Origin of the sequence: Acinetobacter sp. 1294243 (assembly GCF_000588015.1) — a bacterium.
GTDB lineage: Bacteria > Pseudomonadota > Gammaproteobacteria > Pseudomonadales > Moraxellaceae > Acinetobacter > Acinetobacter pittii.
Map to the genome: position 1 here is coordinate 13,323 of NZ_JFXG01000025.1, position 21,735 is coordinate 35,057.

Consider the following 21,735-nt stretch of genomic DNA (forward strand, 5'->3'; position numbering starts at 1 on the left):
TGATAAGTAAACTTTTAGAGATAAAAAATATGGATAAGATCAAAAGTATAGACTGGACAGCATGGGTAATTACATTACTACTCATTATTGGTTTTCGTGAAGGCTCTGTCGTTGTCATGCGTGCTTTTGGTCATCCAGAATTAGGTAATCTGGTCGGTTTAATCAGCTTACTTATTATTTTACTGATTTGGAGAAAGTTTAAAAAAATTCCACTTCGAATAGTCGATACCAATAATAAAATCATGAAAGAAAGTGGATTCGCGTTTTTACCTATCTGTGCAGGTTCATTAATTATGCTCGTACATATGGGTAAGGAAATTCCATTATTTCTTTTCGTTTTAGTGGTCAGTACCCTTATACCTTTGTGGGTCTATGCAAAAATGGCAAAACGTTGGTTATAAGGAGAATAAAATGTTTACGATTTTCTACGGATTTTTGATCACACTCATTGGTTATCTGTGTGCAAAGCCTTTAAACCGACGTTTTCCGCAAGTTCCACTTTTAGTTTTCGGCATGTTCATTGTGATTGGCTTACTTTCAGTTTTGCATGTGCCATATGAGCAGTATCGTCTTTATGTGAATGACTTATTTGGCCATCTATTAGGTTATGTCACTGTAGCCTTAGCCATTCCTTTAGCTGCAATGCGTTACGATGATCTTCCAATTAAATCGGTCATTGGTATTTTACTTTTTGCAAGTATTAGCGCCGTTGCTCTACCTATGGGGCTGGCTTATTTGTTACATATGTCTGAACCTACCATTCTTGCATTTGCCACCCGTGCAGTAACCACTCCAATTGCTCTGAACATCGCAACTTTATTACATGCTCCTGAAACACTCGTAACCCTTATTGTTATTTTGTCTGGGGTAATTGGCGCAGCATTCTCACCATTCTTACTTAAACATATTCATGATGAGAGAGCATCAGGTTTAGCCTTAGGTTTAGCTGCACACGCCATCGGAACAGCTCAAGCTTGGCAACGTGGGCCTGTTGCAGGCCGTTACGCTGCATTTGGTATGGCATTGAACGGTGTATTTACTGCAATTTGGCTACCAACATTAATGTTATCTTTTGGAACACCATAATTAAGAAGTTGATTAAATAAACATTGAACGGTCTATCAATTCCAAATAAGATGACCTTTCAAAGTTAAAAGGATTTTTAATTATGGGGAAAATTTTTATTGGAGCTCTGCTCTTATTGGGGATTAATACTGCTACATTCGCAGCAGATATTACAGGTCTCTGGCAAACAATTGATGATAAGACAGGTGCTCCTAAAGCACAGGTAGAAATACGAAAAGAAGCGAACGGGACATATGCCGGGAAAATTATCAAAGTAACGCCACGCCCAGGTTATACGCCTAAAGAAATTTGTGATAATTGTCCTGTGCCATATACCAATAAACCGATTTTAGGTCTGGATATCGCAACTGGTTTAAAACAGGTAGATGGACTGAACTATACAGGCGGTAAAATTTTAGATCCAAATACTGGCAAAGTTTACGGACTTAAAGCAAAACTTAGTTCAACTGGCAAACGCTTACATATGCGCGGTTATCTCGGAGTTTCAGCTTTAGGGCGTAATCAAATCTGGATTCGAGTAGAATAATAGTTCCTAATAAAAAAGCCGCTTCTGCGGCTTTTTTATTTTTAGCTCAGCTACAAGCTTCATCTTGCACTCATAGAGAAACATTGCTTTTCTTATATTTGCACAGGATTTTCAACAGAAAAAATTTCTTTGTCTTCAAGTCGATAAGCCATTAATTTTCTGCCCCAAACATAGCCACCATCAACATTCTGGATCTGCTCATTAATAGTTCGGCCCTCGAGCGCAGCCCAATGACCAAAAATAATCTGATGAGTTTGTGCGGCTTTGCTCGGAAATTCAAACCAAGGTAAATAACCATCCGGCATTGGTGCATCCAAAGAATCTTTAAAACTAAACTCTAAAGCCCCTTCGGCATTCGTTAAACGCATGCGAGTCAAATAATTGGTAATACAACGTAAACGCGCAGAACCAGTTAGGTTATCTTCCCACAAATCTGGTTTAGAACCATACATGTCTGCTAAAAAAGCATCCAATACAGATAAATCTTCGTTTGCGAGTACAGCCTCAACCTCTTTTGCCAACATTACAGTTTTTTGCGCATCCCAAATACAAGGTATGCCAGCATGAGTAAGGATCGTATGCTCGTTTGGCAATAAACATAATGGCTGTTTACGTAACCAATCGATTAACTCATCACCATCAATAGCATCAATAACGTCTTGGGTACGATCTTTTGCTTTAATCTCTTTTAAACCACGCGCACCCGCAATTAAAGTCAGGTCATGATTTCCAAGTACAGTTGCAGCAGCTCCACGATCAGCAAGCTTTTTAATAAAACGTAATGCCCCTACCGAGTTTTCACCACGTGCGACTAAATCACCAGCAAACCATAAAAAGTCTTGATCTGGATCAAAACGTATTTCTTTAAGCAAGGCTTTTAGAGCTTCAAAACACCCCTGCACATCGCCAATAACATAGTTAAAACGCTTAGTCATTTACGCCACCATTTGATCGGCCAAAGCAACAAATTGGGCAAGTGTTAAGGTCTCTGGACGAGCCATCGGATCAACACCAGCTTTTTCAAAGCCATCTTCTGCAATCATACCTTTAAGACTGTTTCTTAATGTTTTGCGGCGCTGAGTAAATACATGGGCAACCAGTCGAGCTAAAGCTTTTTCATCTTTTGCTGTAATTGGCTTTTGATCATAAGGAACAAGGCGGAAAACCGCACTCGTTACTTTAGGGGGTGGGTTAAATGCCCCAGCCGGCACTTCAAATAAAAATGTTGGTTGACAGTAATATTGAATCATTACCGACAAGCGTCCATATTCTTTTGTATTCGGTTCAGCAGTAATACGGTCAACCACCTCTTTTTGCAGCATAAAGTGCATATCTTTAACTTTGCTGCCAAATTCCAAGAGATGAAAGAGTAATGGGGTTGAAATGTTATAAGGTAAGTTACCGACTACACGTAATGGTCGGCCATCTTTTACCAGTTCGCTAAAGTCATATTTTAATGCGTCAGCTTCTATAATCGTCAAACGTTCAGGATGTGGAACACGTTCCGGTAGCCCAGCAGCTAAGTCACGATCTAGCTCCACTACTGTTAATGCATCACATTCCCCAATTAAAGGAGATGTTAAGGCGGCTAAACCAGGTCCAATCTCGACAATATTGTCGCCTGTACGCGGACTTACAGAGCGCACAATTTTGGCAATGACTCGTTGATCATGTAAGAAGTTTTGACCAAAACGTTTACGAGCTTTATGCCCTTCATCTTTCGGGTTTAGGGCATTAATTTGATACATAGAACATTTCCAACATGAAAAATTTAGCTCGCTGCTAAAGATAAAGCTAAATCAACAGCGACATTTAAACTTGAGCTTTTTGCCAAACCAGTCCCAGCTAAAGACATCGCAGTGCCATGGTCAACCGAAGTTCGAATGAAAGGCAAACCCAATGTAATATTGATGGCTTCACCAAACCCTTGTGATTTTAACACAGGTAAACCTTGATCATGGTACATGGCAAGTACAGCGTCTGCATTTTTAAGATGTTCTGGAGTAAATAAGGTATCTGCCGGCAAGCTTAAACTCATTTTAATCCCTTTCGCTCGATAACTTTCAAGTACCGGATTAATGGTCTCAATCTCTTCACGACCCAAATAACCATCTTCACCTGCATGAGGGTTTAAGCCACACACGAGTACACGTGGGTCTGTAATCTTAAATTTAGTTTTTAAGTCATGCAGTAAAATATCAATAACCTGATGCAATCGCTCTTTGGTAATTGCATCCGCTACATCTCTTAAGGGTAAATGTGTAGTTGCTAAGGCGACACGCAAGGTTTTGGTTGCAAGCATCATTACGACACGCTCTACACCTGCAAACTCTTGATAGTATTCAGTGTGACCACTAAACAAAATTCCAGCATCATTAATAACCGATTTTTGCACGGGTGCCGTGGCTACTCCCACACTTTTACCAGACATTGCATAATCTGCTGAACGACGCAGTTGTTCTAATACGTAGGCTGCATTAGCTGGGTTTAATTGCCCATCAATGACAGTTGCTTCTAAAGGCACATGTTCTATATAGAGTTCATTCAGAGATGATGACTCAGGCTGTCCGGTATATTCTATAAATTGAATATCGATCCCAAGTTTTTGGGCACGTTGTTCTAATAAATTTTGGTCACCCAAAACAACAACAGGGCGTTCATCAACCCGCTTAGCCAAGCTCAAACAGATATCTGGACCAATACCAGCCGGCTCACCGGAAGTGACATATAATGGCAGCACAATCACTCCAGACACATAACAAGAATTTGTTTGATTTTAACATATCTAATATTTATCAGTTTATGGATTAAATTATATGGCTTAAACTGGATTTTTCTTGTGAGTTTGGACAAACTCGTTTAGAATGCTCGCTCCTTTTGTTTGGACAGATTCCATAGTCCAAACCAACTATAATAGGTAGTGGTTTAATGAAAACTCTCAGCGCTAAGCCAGCTGAAGTTCAACATGACTGGTATGTTGTTGATGCTTCTGGCAAAACTTTAGGTCGCCTTGCGACTGAAATCGCTCGTCGTTTACGCGGTAAGCACAAAACTTCTTATACTCCTCACGTTGACACTGGCGATTACATCGTTGTGATTAATGCTGAACAAGTTCAAGTGACTGGTAAAAAATCACTTGATAAGAAATATTATCGCCATACTGGTTTCCCTGGTGGTATCCGTGAGACTAACTTCGAGAAGTTAATTGCTCACAAACCTGAAGCTGTTCTTGAAAAAGCGGTTAAAGGCATGTTACCAAAAGGTCCTCTTGGTTATGCAATGATCAAAAAAATGAAAGTGTACGCTGGTACTGAGCATCCGCATGCTGCTCAACAGCCACAAGTTTTGGACATCTAAGGGATACAGCACATGGCTACTAATTATGGTACAGGTCGCCGTAAGACCGCAACTGCACGTGTTTTCTTGTCAGCTGGTACAGGTAAACTCGTTATTAACAACCGTACTTTAGAGCAATATTTCGGTCGTGAAACTGCTCGTATGGTTGTTCGTCAACCTTTAGAACTTTTAGAAGTTACTGAAAAGTTTGACCTTTACATCACTGTTAAAGGTGGTGGTATCGGTGGTCAAGCTGGCGCGATCCGTCACGGTATTACTCGTGCGCTTATCGCTGCTGACGAAACTTTAAAACCTGTTTTACGTCAAGCTGGTTTCGTTACTCGTGATGCTCGTGAAGTTGAACGTAAGAAACTTGGTTTACGTAAAGCTCGTAAGCGTCCTCAATTCTCTAAACGTTAATTCGTTTATCGAGTTGGACAAAAAGCCTTGGATTTTTCCAAGGCTTTTTTATTATAAAAATAGAACCATAAAATGCAAACTTATAAATATAAACAAACTATCTCTTTAGAACCGTGATTTCCTAGAGCATTTTTAGTATCCTAATCGATTCACTCAACCACGTCGTCTTGTGATATGTCGGTCGAAAACACCTCTATTCAGGGGATTACCCTTTACAGTCATGCTGATGATTTCCGTTCTCACTGGATTCGTTTCTTATTAGCAGAAAAACAAATCAAATATCAATTGATCATAACTGACCATGAAGACGAGGATTTGGCCAGCTTAAATCCTTATAATCAATTACCAATGTTGGTCGAACAAAATCTTAAATTATTTTCAGCCCCTATCATTGCTGAATATTTAGATGATCGTTATCGTCAAAGCAAGCTTTATGCCGATGCTCCTATGATGCGTGCAGAACAGCGGCAGTATATTTGGAGACTTGAAAATGACTGGTTCAAATTAGCAGATCACATGTTAAAACATGCAGACTCTCTAAATCTCGAACAAAAGCAAAAAGCTCAAAAAGAACTACGTGAAACATTGATTTCACTTACTCCCCTATTTCAGCATTTTCCGTATTTCATGTCTGAGAGTTTTACAATCTTGGACTGCATGCTTGCCCCTATCTTTTTAAGATTAAATAGCATGGGAATTGATTTACCAAAACAGCACTGTCGACCTATATTTTTGTACTGTAAACGTATCTTTGAACGGCCTTCTTTTGCTAAATCAATGACGCCTCAAGAGAAAAACCGTTACAATGAACTATTAAATATGGAATAGCGTGATATGTCTGAGCAAACTATTGATTTAACCCCTACACGTCCTTATCTTGCTCGTGCAATCTATGAATGGATTTGTGATAACCAACTGACTCCTTATCTATTAGTTGATGCGACACAACCGCATACCGACGTTCCGCAACAATTTGTTAAAGATGGACAAATTGTTTTAAATATTGTCCCTCATGCTGTTCATCAATTGCTTATTGCCAATGAAGCCATTACTTTTTCTGCTCGTTTTGGTGGGGCGTCAAAAGATATTTATGTCCCTATTCAAGCAGTTTTAGGGATTTACGCACGTGAGAATGGGCAAGGTTTATTCTTTGATCCTGAAGAATATGCCAATGTAACACCTGTAGAAAATACAGTAGAGTCTGAAGTACAAGAAGCAACTGAAACAACATCAACCAAGAAAAAACCATCGTTACGAATTTTAGATTAAATATTAGAGGAAGAAAGCATGGCATTTGATTTAGTCCAATACTTTGCTGAGCAGATAAAAATTCAAAAGCCTCAGCTTTTAAATCAATATCCAGTTAATGAAAAAAATAAACTGATTGATGAGGTGAATATTCTTGCGCTTGGAAAATTAATTAGTTTATGGCGTCAGAATGACAATAAGATTTATCAAGAAATTAAAACCTCAGACCCACTCTATATTCAAGAAGTTGCTCGTCATTTAACAACTTCTAAACATAATCAGTCGACTTTAAAAAATTCAGAACTAGAACAGAGTATTTCTGAAATTTTAACTTTGCAATTAGCAGAACTTAATCAGCTCGATGAAACAGGTGGTTTTGGGCATAACGGCTTAAAAGAATTAATTCTAGGTCAGATCGAACACTTATCAGGTCAAGCTGAAGATTGGGTTTGGTTAACAAACAACCTAAATGAATTAATTGGTTCTAAACCTGTGGAACAAGAAGAGCTATCATTGGATACAACAATGAAGGAGTTCAATCAAATGGTTCATCAAGCCCAACCTCATCACGAAGACTTGCATATTGAAGAACAAACTACCGAGATTTCTGTACCTACATGGTCAAAGATTATTGCCCCTATCGTTGCTTTAGCAATTTTGGGTTACTTATATTGTATTTATACGCAGCTCGTTTAGTTCACTTATTGCTATAAAGGGGAATTCATTATTTCCCCTTTTTTATTATTAAAATTGGAACATTTTATCTACAAGTATTTTATTAATATTCTATTACAATTATTTTATCCAGATTTTAAAATATATAATGTTAAACTCAGCACAGTATTAAAATTAAAACGTAAAAACAATCTTATAATATTTTCTATGGTCTGACATTTTGTGTCACTTATTTCCCAAAACAACAATTTTACTTTTTATTTAATTTATTGACTTCAAATTGAGCAAAAATATAATGAATTTCAGCTACTTTTAGGAAAAAGTAGTAAATATAATTTTAGAATCCTGAGAGATAAAAAATGGCTAAACTTTCTTTAGATAGCTTAACGACAATTGATGGTTTTATTGCTTCTGCACTTGTTGATTCAGAAAGTGGATTGTCACTTGCAACACAAGGTGGTGGGGAAATTGATTTAGAATTGGCTGCTGCTGGTAATACAGAAGTCATTCGCGCAAAGCGAAATGTAGCTAATGCATTGAAGTTAAATGACAATATTGAGGATATGTTAATTACCTTAGGTAAGGCTTACCATTTAATTCGACCTTTAGAAAGTAATAATAATTTGTTCCTTTACTTAGTACTCGACCGTAGCAAATCAAATTTGGCTATGGCTCGTCATGAGTTAAAGTCATTTGAAAAAGAGCTCGATTTCAGTTAAGTGATTTAGTTTATGCTCTTTATATTCATTATAAAGAGCATAAAAAATCATTACATCAATTTATAAAAAATTAAAATGATACTATGGATAGTCATTGCATAAATATTGCAGTTTCAGGTTTAAGCTTAAAAGTTTCAGATGAATTAAAAATATTAATCCGCAATCTAATATCAAATCAATATGGTATTAACTGGGTTAATATTTCCAGTAATCATATTGATTTATTAATCATTAACGAAAACTTTTTTGATGCAGATAATATTCAAAATATTCTTCACAAGAAAAAATTTCTTTATTTAAAAGTTACGAAAACAGCTTCAGAAAATAGAAATTCTATTTATGAACACACCTTACATCTACCAGTAGAAAAAACAGAACCTCTATTAGAATGGCTAGAGGACAATTTATTGTCCTCTTTAGATCAGACAAACTTTGCTGTAGTTTCTGATTTATCAAATGAGCCTCCATTCATTGATAATAAATTTATAAGGAATTTGCACAGTTCAGAAAACCCTAGGCTACACATCTTTGATGATAAAGGCACTTTAGCGATTATTGATAATAGAACTCAAATTGCTTGGTTGGAGCCCTCTCGTCAAAAAACACAAACTAATATGAGCTTTAACTTTGCTTTTGCAAAAACATCTGATTTTACTAAGGTTTCTCGTAAAAAAGATTATTATGTACAAGACTGGTTATGGAATCTGATTTGGACTTCAAACAATTTTGAGAATCTAGCCTCGAAGGATAGTTATTTTAAAATTGACTATTGGCCACAGCCCTATCAAAAAGAATATAGAAAAGTGAGCCTACAACTCTCCGCATGCTTTATACAAGGCGCAAAAATTACTGATGTGGCTAAACAGCTTAACTTATCAATCAATGACGTCTTACGCTTCGTTACCGCTTGTTTAATGGCAAATAATGGAAAATTTATTTCTGCAAATAAATGTGCTTACACACCAAATTTTTATTTAGAAAATTCAAATACAGACAATCATTTTTTTAAAAATTTTATAGGGAAAATTAGACGGCGTTTTGGTCTTTAAGGGAAGTTATGATTATACAGCAATATAAAATTGTCTTTGCAGGTAGTATGGGGGCAGGTAAAACAGAAGCGATTAAATCGCTATCTGAAATTCCAATTCTGGAAACAGAAGCATTCAACACTGATGTACAGAGCCACCAGAAAACCCAGACCACTGTAGGTATTGATTATGGTGAAATTACTTTAGATGATGGAATCAAAATCGGACTCTATGGCACCCCGGGACAAAGCCGTTTTGATTTTATATGGTCGGTCATTTGTGAAGGTGCAATCGGTGTTATTTTATTATTAGATCATAATAGCTCTAATCCAATTGCCGAGTTAGAAAGCTATTTAGAAACCTTTAAAAATTATAACGACAATATTGCGATTGGTATTACTCATGTTGACGAAAATAAAGAGTCATCACTTCAACAATATCGTCATTGGATAAAAGCAAATGCACTACCATACCCTCTTTTTTTTATTGATGCACGTGAGCAAGAACAAATTTTAATGATGGTTGAATCATTAATTGCATCACTTGAAGTCAAGGTAGGCTCAACATCTCAAGGGAATGATCATGCTTAGTATCCCAACTCAAAAACGAACCGCTCCAACACAGTTACTACAACTTGCAAAAGCCGAAGCTCATAATATTTTGATGAATACGCGTGGTGTAGATTTTGTCATGATTTGCTCTTCTGATGGTTTTGAATTAGCAACAGTGAGCCACAAGAACCACCATAACACTACTAAGTTAGCAGCCGTAAGTAGCTCAATTTTGGCAATGGTCACTGCATTTTTAAAAGAGATTCAACTGACGGGCTGTAACAACATTACTTTAGATGCAGATAATGGCAAGGCCATTTTAACTGCTATTCCTGCTGTTCATCACCCAATGGTCATGGTTACGCTAAGTAATAAAGAAGTCCTTTTAGGTCAACTACTATATAGCCTAAAAAAAGCAAGTCAGACAATTGCAGAGGCCGATGGAGAATAAATCAGGACTCCTCATTTAAAGTAAAATACCGCTCATATAGAGCGGTATTTTTTACTAGATTTGAATAGTAAATAACATCTGCCGTTTTTTTACTTGCTGCCCTTGCTGACCTAAAACATCATCAACTATTCCATCAACATCCGATTTAATCTGCTGTTGGATTTTCATGGCTTCAAGCACTAATAAAGTTTGGCCTTTTATGACTTGATCACCTTTATTGACCAGAATATTCACCACAGTACCATCCATTGGTGCACGAATTTTACCATCTCCGGCAACATCGGCAGCTTCTGGTGCAGCATAAGTTACATTGCGAATTGCGACATTGCCATTATTTTGATCTAAATAAAGCTGATCATCATTTAATACATATTGCACACGGCGACGTACACCATCAATTAAATAAACTAATTGCTCTGGCATTCTCTCAAGCACTTCAATACAAACTGATTGATCACAGAGCTCTACCGTAAACGTGTTATTTACAGATGAAAGCTGTAATTGAATTTGCTGATCATCATATTTAAGTTTTAATGGTAACGACACGCCAAGACCCGTTTGCCATGCCACAGTTCCTTTTCTTTGGCTAAATAATGCCGCAGCAATAGCTAAGGTTTCTAAAGATAGAACCTGCTTATGCAGACTGCTGTCGTTTTGAAAATGCTGTTGAATGAATGCAGTATTAGTATCCCCTGCAACCACGATTGGATGACGCAGTAAATTGACCAAAAACTGCTTATTACTATTTACACCTAGCAACACACAGTCATCAACTGCACGAGCGAGTAAGCGAATCGCATCCTCACGGGTTTTCCCATATGCAATCACCTTCGCCACCATCGGGTCATAAAATGGGCTAACCTCATCAGTTGCCAACATGCCATGATCAATCCGTACATTTGGCAAAGTTGCTGGCTGCCAACGCAGAACTTGTCCTGTTTGGGGTAAGAAATCTTGCCGTGGATCTTCTGCATACAAACGTACTTCAATAGCATGTCCGTTTAAAGTCAATTCATGTTGTTGCAGTGGTAAGTGCTCACCATTGGCAATACGCAACTGCCATTCAACCAAGTCCAATCCTGTAATAAGCTCAGTCACAGGATGTTCTACCTGTAAGCGGGTATTCATTTCCAAAAAGTAAAATGCACCCGATGCATCAAGTAAAAATTCAACCGTTCCCGCACCGACATAAGCACATGCTTTAGCGGCAGCAACCGCAGCCTCACCCATTTGCTGACGCAGTACGGGAGTCATGACCGGACATGGAGCTTCTTCAACAACCTTCTGATGACGGCGCTGGATTGAACAATCGCGCTCAAACAAATACATATAATTACCATGCGTATCACCAAAAACCTGAATTTCGACATGGCGTGGAGCAATGACTGCTTTTTCTAAAATCAACTCCCCCGAACCAAAAGCATTTTCAGCTTCTGAACGTGCGGTTTGTAATGCCTCAAACAACTCGGATGCTTGCTGTACCAAACGCATGCCACGACCGCCACCACCCGCAGAAGCTTTGACCATAATTGGAAAGCCAATCTGCTCAGCTTGAGTTGCTAAATATTCAAGGTCTTGTCGGTCACCTTCATCCCCCGGCACACAAGGAACGCCCGCCTCAATCATGGCGATTTTTGAAAGGCGTTTACTGCCCATTAACTCAATTGCAGAAGCGGTAGGCCCAATAAATGTAATCTGGTTGTCGATACATGCCTGAGCAAAATCAGTATTTTCTGACAAAAAACCATAGCCAGGGTGAACTGCATCAGCACCTGTCTTTTTGCATGCATCTATTATCTTGGTAATTGAAAGATATGACTCAGATACTTTTGAAGCACCAATATAGACAGCTTCATCGGCCTCTTGCACATGGCGAGCATGACGGTCTGCATCGGAATAAACTGCGACAGTTTGATAGCCCATTGCCTTAGCAGTTTGCATGACTCGAACTGCAATTTCACCACGATTGGCAATCAGTACTTTTGAAAATTTCATTATTTTTATTCCTATCGCTTATGATTCATCGGTCCAATTCGGCAACCGTTTCTGGATAAAAGCCATCGTACCTTCTTGTCCTTCGGCACCACCAACCGCTTGAGCAAACTGCTGTGCAGCATCATCTAATAAATCACTCAAAGGCTCATTGAACGTTCGATGTAACAGTGCTTTAGTCACGCGGGAAGCCTCGGGTGCGGCACGTTTAATGTGTTGAATGGTTTCCTGTAAAGCTTGTTCAAGCTCAATTTCATTATGTGCAATTTGATGAACCACACCGACACTTAGTGCTGTATGTCCTTCAAAACGCATGCCGAGTAAAGCAAGTCGGCGTGCCTGAGTCAGGCCAATACGTTTCACCACAAAAGGAGCAATTTGCGCAGGAATTACACCTAGACCCGTTTCAGGTAAACCAAACTGGGTATTGTCACGACTAATGGCAACATCGGAAACACATGCAAGACCAAATCCCCCACCTAACACTGCCCCCTCTAAAATGACCACAACAGTCTGTGGTGCAGCTTCAACTTGCTCAAGCATGGCACCAAAACGGCGGTTAAAGTCAGCATAAGGTTGTAGACTGCCGACATGAGTTGCTTCAACTCGTAAGGCAGCCATGTCTTTAATATCCCCACCTGCACAAAAAGCCCCGCCTTCACCACGGATAATCACCGCACGAATCGAAAGGTCATCGCGAATAGCAGCAAAAACTTGTTGAATGGCATTCACCATATTCAAGTTCATGGCATTACGGCTCTCTGGTCGATTTAACCAAAGGTATAAAATACTGCTGTCTTGTTCTAATTGAATGCTGTCATCAAGATCTAAAGCTTGTAAAGATATCGAAAGTGTCATGGTGTATTCCTTATTTTTATTTCTGCTTTTTAGGCAGAATGTCCATCAACTTACAGATAATCCCCAACATAATCTCATCTGCACCACCGCCAATAGAGCCTAAACGACCATCACGATACAGCTGCGATGCAGGGTTATCCCACATGAAGCCATTGGCACCCCAGTATTGCAGACAACTATCAGCAACTTCACGAGTTAAACGTCCAGCTTTGAGTTTTGCCATAGATGCCAACATCGTGACATCTTCGCCCGCAATATGCTGTTCGCATGCTTGATAAGTTAATGCTTTAAGTGCTTCCACTTCCGTCATGAGTTCAGCAAAGCGGAAATGAATATATTGATTATTAATGAGTGGTTGACCAAAAGTAGTACGCTCTTTGGTGTAATTAATCGTTTGCTGAATACAATGCTGCAAGCCGCCAATCGCATTAGCACATGCCCATAAACGCTCTTCCTGAAATTGCATCATTTGCATCATGAAGCCCATACCTTCGACACCCACCAAGTTACGCTGAGGCACACGTACATTGTCTAAATAAACTTGTGCTGTGGTCGTTGAACGCATCCCTAATTTATTTAATGGTTCTGAAAAACTAATCCCTTTAGTTTTTGCCGGCACAATAATCATCGACTTATTAACATGAGGTTTATCATCAGATGTGTTGGCTAAAAGACAAAAGAAGTCGGCCTGCAATGAGTTGGTAATCCACATCTTGCTGCCGTTAATGACATAGTCATCGCCATCTTTTTTAGCAGTCGTTTTAATGGCAGCAACATCCGAACCAGCATGTACTTCCGATACTGCAATGGATGCAACATATTCCCCAGCAATCGCTGGTGTTAAAAATTCATCGCGTAACTCTTTACTTCCAAAACGTGCCAAAGCAGGTGTTGCCATATCGGTTTGTACACCAATAGCTAAAGGCACCCCGCCACAAGTCGCATAGCCAATTTCTTCTGCGACCACAAGGTTATACGAATAATCTAAAGCCAGACCACCATTTTCCTCAGGCTTACAAATCCCCAATAGGCCAAGATCCCCCATCTTTTTAAATACATCGTGGATCGGGAAACGTCCAACTTCTTCCCATTCCGGAATATTCGGATTCAGTTCATTTTCAACAAATTGACGCGCTGTGCGACGTAATGCTTCATGTTCGGCAGTAAATTTCATTGTGTTATTCCTATTAATTTTTTTAATTGCGGTAAAGGTTGATTAAAAACGGGACACACCAAAACGAGTTGGATTTAGCTCTCGTTGCTGTGCTTCATAAATGGTCTGTAAAAGGAAAATTAATAATTTTCGGGTATCTCGCGGATCGATAATGCCATCATCATGTAACATGGCCGTATTAAAAAGCGCAGTAGATTGCTGTTCCAATTTCATCGCTGTACTTTGCTCAAGAAAATCGAGCATTTGCGGATTCGGTTCCTGACCGGAAGCTTTTTGTTTCCCTTCAGCCACAATGCGTAGCACTTTTCCAGCTTGAGCAGCACCCATTACGGCAACATGCGAATTTGGCCAAGCAAAAATAAAGTCTGGTGATAAGCTTCGACCACACATCGCGTAGTTACCAGCACCATATGAGCCTGCCACAACGATCGAAATTTTAGGTACAGTACAATTGGCAACCGCTTGAATCAGTTTTGAGCCATGTTTAATAATGCCATTTTGCTCGGCATCGGTTCCCACCATAAAGCCAGTAGTGTTATGTAAGAATAATAACGGGCGATTAGTCTGTTCACATAAGTGAATAAACTGAGCTGCTTTAGCTGCCCCTTGAGGGGTAATCGGACCATTATTGGTAATAATACCGGTATGCAAGCCTCCAATTTTTGCCCAGCCACATACCGTTAAATCATCATATTCCTGCTTAAATTCTAGAAAATCTGAATCGTCAATAATGCGGGCAACCACTTCTTTCATATTGAATGGTTGTTTAGGATCACTTGGAATAACACCCAACAGTTCCTCGGTATCGTAACGAGGCTCTTTATAAGTCACATCAACTGGTTTGATTTGCTCTTTCCAGTTCAGGTGTTCAAAAATTTCACGTGCAAGCCGAATACCGTCAGCATCATTTTCAGCCAAATATTCTGCGGTTCCAGCAACCTGCGCATGCATTTCTGCCCCACCCAATTCCTCCGCTGTAGCGACTTCACCCGTGGCAGCCAGAAGTAAAGGTGGGCCTGCAAGTAACATTTCAGTCTGTTTACGTACAGCAATTACATAATCTGAAAGACCGGGCTGATAAGCACCTCCTGCCGTTGCATTACCATGCACCACTGCAAGTTGGGGAATCCCCGCCGCAGAAAGACGTGCCTGATTGGCAAAAGTCATTCCACCATAGGTAAATACTTCAGCAGCATAATTTAAGTTAGCGCCGCCACTTTCGGTCAGCGTAATCAGCGGGAGTTTTTGTTCTAAGGCAATTTTTTGCAAACGCAAAGTTTTTTGTACGCCCATAGGGGACATGGTCCCGCCCTTGATCGCACTATTACTTGCAGAGACCAGACAGCGCACACCACTGACAAAACCAATGCCGGCAATTACGCCACCACCTGCTTCGGAGCCGTCCTTGTCATCATGCATGTTGTAGCCAACCAAGCCACAAAGCTCAACAAAAGGTGAATCAGCATCGAGTAACAACCGTACACGCTCATGCGGTAGAATCTTGCCCTTTTTATCGAATTTCGGTTTGGCAGCATATGATTTATCAATACTTTTTTGCTGAATTGCACGGACTTCACTCAGTTGAGTAAGCAATGCCTCTTTATTCTTTTGATACTGTTCACTACCAACAGCAATTTCGGATTGGAGAATAGTCACTGTTATTCCTCCTCAGCCTCAGTCTTTTTCTGAAAAATTTCAGGAATAAACGCGCGATGGAAACCATTATAAGACTGACTATTTGTTGCTTCAGCTAGTGGATACATTCGTGTTCCTTGCGATGCGGCACCATCAATACGCAGAGTTACTCCTGACACAAAAGCCGCAGCATCGGACAGTAAATAACAAATTGCCGATGAAACTTCTGACTCAGTTCCCATACGTTTGAGCGGTACATTGCCAGCAAGACTTGGAATAATTACTTTGGCAAAATCACCGCTATAATTATCCATACCGGATGACACAATCCACCCCGGTGCAACCGCATTTACACGAACGCCAGATTTGCCCCACTCAACCGATGCTGTTTTAGTTAAGTTATCAACCCCTGAACGCGCAGCACCAGAATGTCCCATTCCCGGCATGCCGCCCCACATATCAGCAGTCATATTTACAATACTGCCACCATGTTTAGCCATCCATTGGTTATAAGCTTCACGCATTAGATAGAAAGTTGCGTGTAAATTATTACGCACGACTGCATCGAAACCATTCGCTGAAATATTCTCTAAAGCTGAGGGGAACTGGCCGCCAGCATTATTTACCAAGCCATCTAGTTTGCCGAATTTCTCAATCACTTCGGCAATCATATTTTTCACTTGTTCTTCTTCACGGTTATTACAAACAATGAAATGAACTAAGCCCCCATCTTCTATAATTTCTTGGCTTACTTTCTCTAATTTTTCAATTTTTCGTCCTGTAATCACTACTTGAGCGCCGAGGGCTGCAAGCTCATGTGCCGTACAACGCCCTATTCCAGAGCCACCACCTGTCACAATAATGACTTTATTGGCGAAAGCATCTGGTCTAAATATTGATTGATAACTCATCTTTGTTTCATCCATTTATTTTATTTTTCTAAAAGATGTGCCGGAACTTTTACAGGCATATCCAATAATTGTTGTGCAAAGGCCTTCCCTTGCGGATCTATACGTAGACTTGCAACACCACCGCCACCCAAGGCATTTTCTAGCATAAAATTTAGTGCATTCAAACCCGGTAACTCATAACGGATTACTCGCCCTTTCTCTGCATCTAAGACATGTTGCATATAGCTTGCAACAGCCTCTTCCGTCAGTGCTGCACGAATCCATGGCAAATATTCTGCTTTACGTGCAATCACACCAATATTGCTATGATTGCCTTTATCACCACTGCGGGCATGAGCAATTTCAATCAAAGGAACTTCAATTTCATCTCCTTGATAAATTGCATTTTCACCTGCCTTTAAATTAGGCAATTGCTCTGTAGAAACTCCTTGTGGAATCTCAACTGGGTAGCGTTTTCCTTCAAAATCGATTTCGACACTTACTTGATTTTTATCTATTAAAAATGAAAATAGTTTAATCACTGGCGATGCTTTTGGACGCCCCCCCACTATCCCTGCCAAAGCCGGAGCCATGCCTGTTGAAGCCTGAGCAATTTCCGATGCAAAGAACATACATGCTTCTTTAAACATGTGTTTTACAGCTATTTTGATCACAACTTCACGGCTATTTAATGCTCGAGCATGTTCGCCATAGGTACTTTCAATACCTAAAATCTCAACAGACTTTTCACTAAAAGGTGGTACCGAACGCATTGCTAAAACACGTTCGCACTTAGTCAAAATCGCATCAGCAATGACTTGTGCTTTTTGTGGTGCCTCACGTCCTGCAATTAAAAAACTCACTAAAACCCGATAACCATCTGGATAGGTCGCACTGACTTTATATTGTGTAGTTGGTGCTTGTCCTTTCGCTCCCGTCACACGGACTCGATGCTCCCCAACTTGTTCTAAATGCACTTGGCTGAAATCAGCAATTACATCGGGTAGTAAATACGCTTGAGGATTGCCTATTTCATAAACAATTTGCTCTGCAACCGTAGCGGTAGAAACTAGACCACCTGTACCTTGAGGCTTAGTTACAACAAATGAGCCATCTCCACTCACTTCAACCACTGGAAAACCCATGTTGTCGAAGCCCTGCACCAATTGCCAATCGGTAAAATTACCACCCGTACACTGGGCACCACACTCAATCACATGACCTGCCAACGAACCTTGCGCCAATTTGTCATAGTCATCGAGTGACCATTGATATTCATGAACTAAGGGTGCAAGTACCACAGCAGAGTCAACTACACGGCCAGTAATTACAATATCAGCGCCTAAGTCTAAGGCGTCACGAATAGCCACCGCCCCTAAATAAGCATTACTACTCGCCACTTGTTCTGGCAAAGCTTCCCCGCTAAACATTTCCCGAATATTTTGCTGTTTGAGGTGCTCATGTTGCGGTAAAAGATCATCACCTAAAACCACGGCAACTTTTAGCTCTAGTCCATATTCTTTAATTATTTTTTGCAAAGCATCTCGACATGCCAATGGGTTAACACCACCTGCATTACTAATGACCTTAATCTTTTTTTCTGCAATTTTTTTAAGTAGAGGCGCCATCACCCGACTGACAAAGTCCAAAGCATAACCATGTTTCGGTTCTACCATTTTCGCTTTTGCCATAATCGACATGGTGATTTCTGACAAGTAATCAAAAACCAAATAATTAATATCGGCTAAATGTACTAATTGGAAAGCGGCAGTATTGGTATCCCCCCAAAAACCTGAGGCACAACCTATTTTTACGACACGCTTATCATCCTGCTGATCACTTGCCATTTTATTTCTCATTATTTTGTTTAAAAATTACACTCAACATTACCAAGCAAGCGCTTGGTTTGTAAAGAGCAAAATGTTATTGTGAAATTGACTAAAACTGCCAAACTCGACAACTAGCCTAAAACATGGTGAGATTTAGCAAAATTTTTTCCGTAAATATTTTTATATAAAGGATTCAGCTTTCGTATGATTGCTACTTCAATTGAACAGATTCCAAATATTTCTTGCTTTGATGATAGTCCACGAGGTCGTTTATTACAGGGGGCTGCCTATCTATTTCACAAGCAAGGCTATGACAAAACTACTGTACGCGAACTTGCTCAATTTATTGGGATTCAATCAGGTAGCTTGTTCCACCACTTCAAAAGTAAAGATGACATCCTCGCTCACGTAATGGAGCAAACTATCATTCACAATCTTGCTCGTTTAGAAGAGGCAGCAGCTCAATCTACCGATCCAGAACATCAATTACGAGCTCTTATTAAAGCAGAACTCATTTCAATTACTGGAGATACTGGTGCAGCTATGGCTGTTTTGGTTTATGAGTGGTTTGCGCTGTCAAAAGAAAAACAAGATTATCTTTTAGAAATGCGTAATGAATATGAACAAATCTGGTTAGATGTCATTGAAAAGTTACGCACTCAAAGCAAGATAAAACATGATGCCTTTATTTGGCGAAGATTAGTTGGTGGTGCGATTTCATGGACTGTCACTTGGTATAAATCTGAAGGTAAAGTCAAAATTGATGAGTTAACCGAAATGGTTTGGGAGATGGCATTAAAATGAGTTTAGTCTATTTGCGTAAACCCAAGAAAGGTGACCTTGTAGAGATTCAAGCAGCCTATGAACGTAGTATTCAATTACACCAACCTTGGACATATCCACCAGCCGACTTTCAAAGATATCTAGAACAAGAGCATCGCTATTTTGTTTGCTTAACTCAAGACCACAGTATTGTTGGAACTTTTAACATCTCTAATGTCATTAGAGGTCATTTCTATTCAGCTTACTTGGGCTATGAAGCATTCCACCCCTATCAAGGTCATGGCTACATGAAACAAGGGCTAAAGTTATTAATCAAAGAGGCCTTTGAAAAACTAAACTTGCATCGGCTAGAAGCAAATATACAACCTGATAACATTGCCTCAATTCAACTGGTTGCCAATGCCGGTTTCATAAAAGAAGGCTTTTCTCGCCAATATCTTCGTATTGGCGGAAAAACTTGGAAAGATCATGAGAGATGGGCAGTTTTAAACAAACAATGGGTTGATCCGTTACAACTAATACTCGAAGAAGATTAGGTAGTACAAAACCACCTAATCCATAAATCAGTAACCGAGCTGCTTACTAATCAAATCTTTCATAATTTCTTCAGCACCGCCACCAATCATATTCACCTTCACTTCACGGTAAATACGCTCAGATTTTGTCCCACGCATAAAGCCCATACCACCTAAGGTTTGCACAGCAGCATCAGCACAAAATTGCATAGCACGTGTTGCCACATTCTTAAGCATCGAAATCTGTGCGACTAACTCAGGGCCTTGTAATTGCGGCTGTGTCATTTTCCATGCAGTTTCTTCAAGCAAAGCACGTGTTGAGGTTAATTGCGTTGCCATATCTACCAATTTATGACGAACCACTTGATGATCTATTAATCGCTTACCAAAAGTTTTTCGTTGCTGTGCCCAATCTAAAGCTTCTTCATAACAGACTAAAGCATAGCCATACGCCACTACACCCAAGAAAAAACGCTCCATATTAAAATTATTCATAATAACTTTAAAACCAGCATTTTCTTTACCGAGCAGATTTGATGCAGGTACTCTCACTTGATCAAAATGCAAATGAGCTGTATCAGAAGCCCACCATCCCATTTTCTTTAAAGGTGTTTTAGTAATTCCCTCACTGTGCGCATCAACGAGCAACATTGAAATGCCTTCAGCACCTGTTTTGGTTGGATCTGTACGCACTGCAACAGTATAGTAATCTGCACGAATTCCCGATGTGATAAATGTTTTCTCACCCGAGACAACATAATAGTCACCATCACGAACAGCTTTAGTTTGTAATGCAGCCACATCAGAACCACCGCCTGGTTCTGTAATCGCCAATGCTGAAATCTTTTCACCAGAAATAATCCCTGGTAAAACTTTTGACTTTAATTCTTCGCTACCAAAATGCTGAATCGGTGGTGCTCCAATTGTATGTACCATGAGTGAAATATGTCCTCCCCCCGAACCAGCTTTTGCCATTTCTACCCCAGCCAGTAATGAATAAAATGGATCTGCATCGGGAATACCGCCATATTCCTCAGAAAAACCTAAACCTAATAGACCAATTTCAGCAGCCTTTTTATATAGCTCTCTTGGGAATGTCTCAGCCTCATCCCATTCATTAACGAAAGGAGCCATTTCTTTTTGTACAAATCGACGAACATTATCAGCAAAAGCAATATGTTGTTCATTATAGTAAATTGGGTTGGGTTGCATTTCTACAGGTGTCCTGATGTTTTTATTTAATTCCAGAACATATCTTGTCATGTTTGCCATTAATCAAAAGTTGCAAGAATCTCCATTTTCTTGGCATAAAACATCAAAGCCTATTCTTTTTATTCAAATACAATGCAATGCCTATACTCTTAAGCAACAACGGAAACCACGAGCAGCATAATAAGACTGCGCTCCATTATGATAAATAAAGACACGACCATATCGACGATCAGCAAAAAGTGCTCCATCTAGTTTACGAATCTCATTTGGGGTTTTGAGCCAACTTGATGTTTTAAGATCAAACTCTTCAATTTCTTGTAGTTGGTAATATTGCTCTTCTGTTAAAAGTTCAACTCCCATTTCCTTAGCTACATCTATTGCGCTATTTTTAGGAGGATGATCTTTTCTAGATTCTAAAGCCTCACGATCATAGCAAAGGCTTCTACGACCTTTAGGTGTCTCAAGAGAGCAATCTACAAATAAATATTCGTCTTTCTGCTGGTCAAAAACAATAACATCAGGCTCTCCTCCTGTATTTTCCATTTCCTGCAATGACCAAAGTTTATCAGGAACCTTAATTAGTTTATTTTGCACATCCGACCAATCCATTTCTGTATGACGATGTGTATTTTTTTCAAATCTATTCCTTCATAATTCAAGGAGTAACTCTATTTGCTTTTGAGTGAGCTGTTTTTTATTTACCATTAAATAAGTCCTTATATTTATTAAATTGAATGGCCATCAAAATAATTTATTTTTTAATATCAATAGCTTTCATACCTATATCTCTTCATTAGGCTCCATAAT

24 protein-coding genes and 1 pseudogene are annotated in these 21,735 nt (G+C 39.5%); 14 read left to right on the forward strand and 11 right to left on the reverse strand.

Annotated elements, in window-relative coordinates:
- The first annotated feature begins 29 nt into the window (after positions 1–29).
- The 3 genes from J655_RS22400 (at position 30) to J655_RS22410 (ending at position 1,612) form a co-directional block, all read left to right on the forward strand.
- Positions 30–401 (forward strand): hypothetical protein, encoded by a 372-nt coding sequence (locus J655_RS22400; protein WP_002117849.1) that lies wholly within the window; start codon positions 30–32, stop codon positions 399–401.
- A 10-nt stretch (positions 402–411) separates the two neighbouring features.
- Positions 412–1,086: an LrgB family protein gene (locus J655_RS22405; protein ID WP_005804924.1), complete on the forward strand. Its 675-nt coding sequence runs from the start codon at positions 412–414 to the stop codon at positions 1,084–1,086.
- 82 nt (positions 1,087–1,168) lie between these two features.
- On the forward strand, positions 1,169–1,612 hold the full coding sequence (locus J655_RS22410) for a DUF2147 domain-containing protein (protein ID WP_032053203.1): 444 nt from the start codon (positions 1,169–1,171) through the stop codon (positions 1,610–1,612).
- A 92-nt stretch (positions 1,613–1,704) separates the two neighbouring features.
- Here J655_RS22410 and J655_RS22415 read toward each other — a convergent pair whose 3' ends face one another.
- Genes J655_RS22415 through pdxA form a run of 3 tightly spaced genes read right to left on the reverse strand, consistent with a single transcriptional unit; the run spans position 1,705 to position 4,367 of the window.
- Positions 1,705–2,547 carry a symmetrical bis(5'-nucleosyl)-tetraphosphatase gene (locus tag J655_RS22415; RefSeq protein ID WP_032053205.1) on the reverse strand — a complete coding sequence of 281 codons (843 nt, stop codon included), beginning with the start codon at positions 2,545–2,547 and terminating at the stop codon, positions 1,705–1,707.
- Positions 2,548–3,360 carry a 16S rRNA (adenine(1518)-N(6)/adenine(1519)-N(6))-dimethyltransferase RsmA gene (gene rsmA, locus J655_RS22420; RefSeq protein ID WP_005065242.1) on the reverse strand — a complete coding sequence of 271 codons (813 nt, stop codon included), beginning with the start codon at positions 3,358–3,360 and terminating at the stop codon, positions 2,548–2,550.
- A gap of 23 nt (positions 3,361–3,383) precedes the next feature.
- Positions 3,384–4,367, reverse strand: a complete 984-nt coding sequence (gene pdxA, locus J655_RS22425) for a 4-hydroxythreonine-4-phosphate dehydrogenase PdxA (protein WP_081310842.1) — start codon at positions 4,365–4,367, stop codon at positions 3,384–3,386.
- Between the two features lie 173 nt (positions 4,368–4,540).
- On the opposite strand from pdxA, the gene rplM reads away from it, so the two are divergent.
- The 9 genes from rplM to J655_RS22470 all read left to right on the forward strand — a co-directional run bounded on the left by rplM (position 4,541) and on the right by J655_RS22470 (position 10,040).
- Positions 4,541–4,969 carry a 50S ribosomal protein L13 gene (rplM, locus tag J655_RS22430; protein WP_002117832.1) on the forward strand — a complete coding sequence of 143 codons (429 nt, stop codon included), beginning with the start codon at positions 4,541–4,543 and terminating at the stop codon, positions 4,967–4,969.
- 12 nt (positions 4,970–4,981) lie between these two features.
- Entirely contained in the window at positions 4,982–5,368 is a 387-nt protein-coding gene (gene rpsI, locus J655_RS22435) for a 30S ribosomal protein S9 (RefSeq protein ID WP_002048725.1), read from the forward strand.
- A 174-nt stretch (positions 5,369–5,542) separates the two neighbouring features.
- A complete protein-coding gene (locus tag J655_RS22440; protein ID WP_002117854.1) occupies positions 5,543–6,196 on the forward strand; it encodes a glutathione S-transferase N-terminal domain-containing protein in 654 nt (217 codons plus the stop codon).
- A 6-nt stretch (positions 6,197–6,202) separates the two neighbouring features.
- The gene (locus tag J655_RS22445) at positions 6,203–6,637 is read left to right on the forward strand and encodes a ClpXP protease specificity-enhancing factor (protein ID WP_002117840.1); all 435 of its coding nucleotides are present in this window, start codon (positions 6,203–6,205) and stop codon (positions 6,635–6,637) included.
- A gap of 18 nt (positions 6,638–6,655) precedes the next feature.
- A complete protein-coding gene (locus J655_RS22450; RefSeq protein ID WP_002117870.1) occupies positions 6,656–7,312 on the forward strand; it encodes a hypothetical protein in 657 nt (218 codons plus the stop codon).
- A 338-nt stretch (positions 7,313–7,650) separates the two neighbouring features.
- Positions 7,651–8,010 carry a hypothetical protein gene (locus J655_RS22455; RefSeq protein WP_032053208.1) on the forward strand — a complete coding sequence of 120 codons (360 nt, stop codon included), beginning with the start codon at positions 7,651–7,653 and terminating at the stop codon, positions 8,008–8,010.
- Between the two features lie 83 nt (positions 8,011–8,093).
- The gene (locus J655_RS22460; protein WP_005074839.1) at positions 8,094–9,059 is read left to right on the forward strand and encodes a hypothetical protein; all 966 of its coding nucleotides are present in this window, start codon (positions 8,094–8,096) and stop codon (positions 9,057–9,059) included.
- Positions 9,060–9,067: 8 nt separating this feature from the next.
- The gene (locus tag J655_RS22465) at positions 9,068–9,628 is read left to right on the forward strand and encodes a GTP-binding protein (RefSeq protein ID WP_005065256.1); all 561 of its coding nucleotides are present in this window, start codon (positions 9,068–9,070) and stop codon (positions 9,626–9,628) included.
- On the forward strand, positions 9,621–10,040 hold the full coding sequence (locus J655_RS22470) for a roadblock/LC7 domain-containing protein (RefSeq protein WP_002117819.1): 420 nt from the start codon (positions 9,621–9,623) through the stop codon (positions 10,038–10,040). The genes J655_RS22465 and J655_RS22470 overlap by 8 nt, the downstream gene beginning before the upstream one ends.
- Positions 10,041–10,094: 54 nt before the next feature.
- On the opposite strand, the gene J655_RS22475 is transcribed toward J655_RS22470, so the two are convergent.
- The 6 genes from J655_RS22475 to J655_RS22500 are packed head-to-tail and all read right to left on the reverse strand — an operon-like array spanning position 10,095 to position 18,436.
- Positions 10,095–12,035: an acetyl/propionyl/methylcrotonyl-CoA carboxylase subunit alpha gene (locus tag J655_RS22475; protein WP_032007477.1), complete on the reverse strand. Its 1,941-nt coding sequence runs from the start codon at positions 12,033–12,035 to the stop codon at positions 10,095–10,097.
- Positions 12,036–12,053: 18 nt separating this feature from the next.
- Positions 12,054–12,890 carry an enoyl-CoA hydratase/isomerase family protein gene (locus J655_RS22480; RefSeq protein ID WP_032007476.1) on the reverse strand — a complete coding sequence of 279 codons (837 nt, stop codon included), beginning with the start codon at positions 12,888–12,890 and terminating at the stop codon, positions 12,054–12,056.
- Between the two features lie 16 nt (positions 12,891–12,906).
- A complete protein-coding gene (locus J655_RS22485) occupies positions 12,907–14,064 on the reverse strand; it encodes an acyl-CoA dehydrogenase family protein (protein WP_017482427.1) in 1,158 nt (385 codons plus the stop codon).
- Between the two features lie 42 nt (positions 14,065–14,106).
- Entirely contained in the window at positions 14,107–15,720 is a 1,614-nt protein-coding gene (locus tag J655_RS22490; protein ID WP_032007474.1) for an acyl-CoA carboxylase subunit beta, read from the reverse strand.
- A gap of 2 nt (positions 15,721–15,722) precedes the next feature.
- Positions 15,723–16,610: an SDR family oxidoreductase gene (locus J655_RS22495; protein WP_032007473.1), complete on the reverse strand. Its 888-nt coding sequence runs from the start codon at positions 16,608–16,610 to the stop codon at positions 15,723–15,725.
- A 20-nt stretch (positions 16,611–16,630) separates the two neighbouring features.
- A complete protein-coding gene (locus J655_RS22500; protein ID WP_017482429.1) occupies positions 16,631–18,436 on the reverse strand; it encodes an acyclic terpene utilization AtuA family protein in 1,806 nt (601 codons plus the stop codon).
- Positions 18,437–18,622: 186 nt separating this feature from the next.
- On the opposite strand from J655_RS22500, the gene J655_RS22505 reads away from it, so the two are divergent.
- Together J655_RS22505 and J655_RS22510 are read left to right on the forward strand one after the other, a co-directional pair.
- The gene (locus J655_RS22505) at positions 18,623–19,222 is read left to right on the forward strand and encodes a TetR/AcrR family transcriptional regulator (protein ID WP_017482430.1); all 600 of its coding nucleotides are present in this window, start codon (positions 18,623–18,625) and stop codon (positions 19,220–19,222) included.
- Positions 19,219–19,737, forward strand: coding sequence for a GNAT family N-acetyltransferase (locus tag J655_RS22510; RefSeq protein WP_032053213.1), 519 nt, complete (start codon positions 19,219–19,221; stop codon positions 19,735–19,737). The genes J655_RS22505 and J655_RS22510 overlap by 4 nt, the downstream gene beginning before the upstream one ends.
- A gap of 27 nt (positions 19,738–19,764) precedes the next feature.
- Here the strand turns inward: J655_RS22510 and J655_RS22515 are convergent, their stop codons facing one another.
- Both J655_RS22515 and J655_RS0104835 read right to left on the reverse strand, forming a co-directional pair.
- The gene (locus J655_RS22515) at positions 19,765–20,928 is read right to left on the reverse strand and encodes an acyl-CoA dehydrogenase family protein (RefSeq protein ID WP_032053214.1); all 1,164 of its coding nucleotides are present in this window, start codon (positions 20,926–20,928) and stop codon (positions 19,765–19,767) included.
- A 141-nt stretch (positions 20,929–21,069) separates the two neighbouring features.
- Positions 21,070–21,633, reverse strand: a pseudogene (locus tag J655_RS0104835) (DUF4256 domain-containing protein).
- Positions 21,634–21,735: the final 102 nt, after the last annotated feature.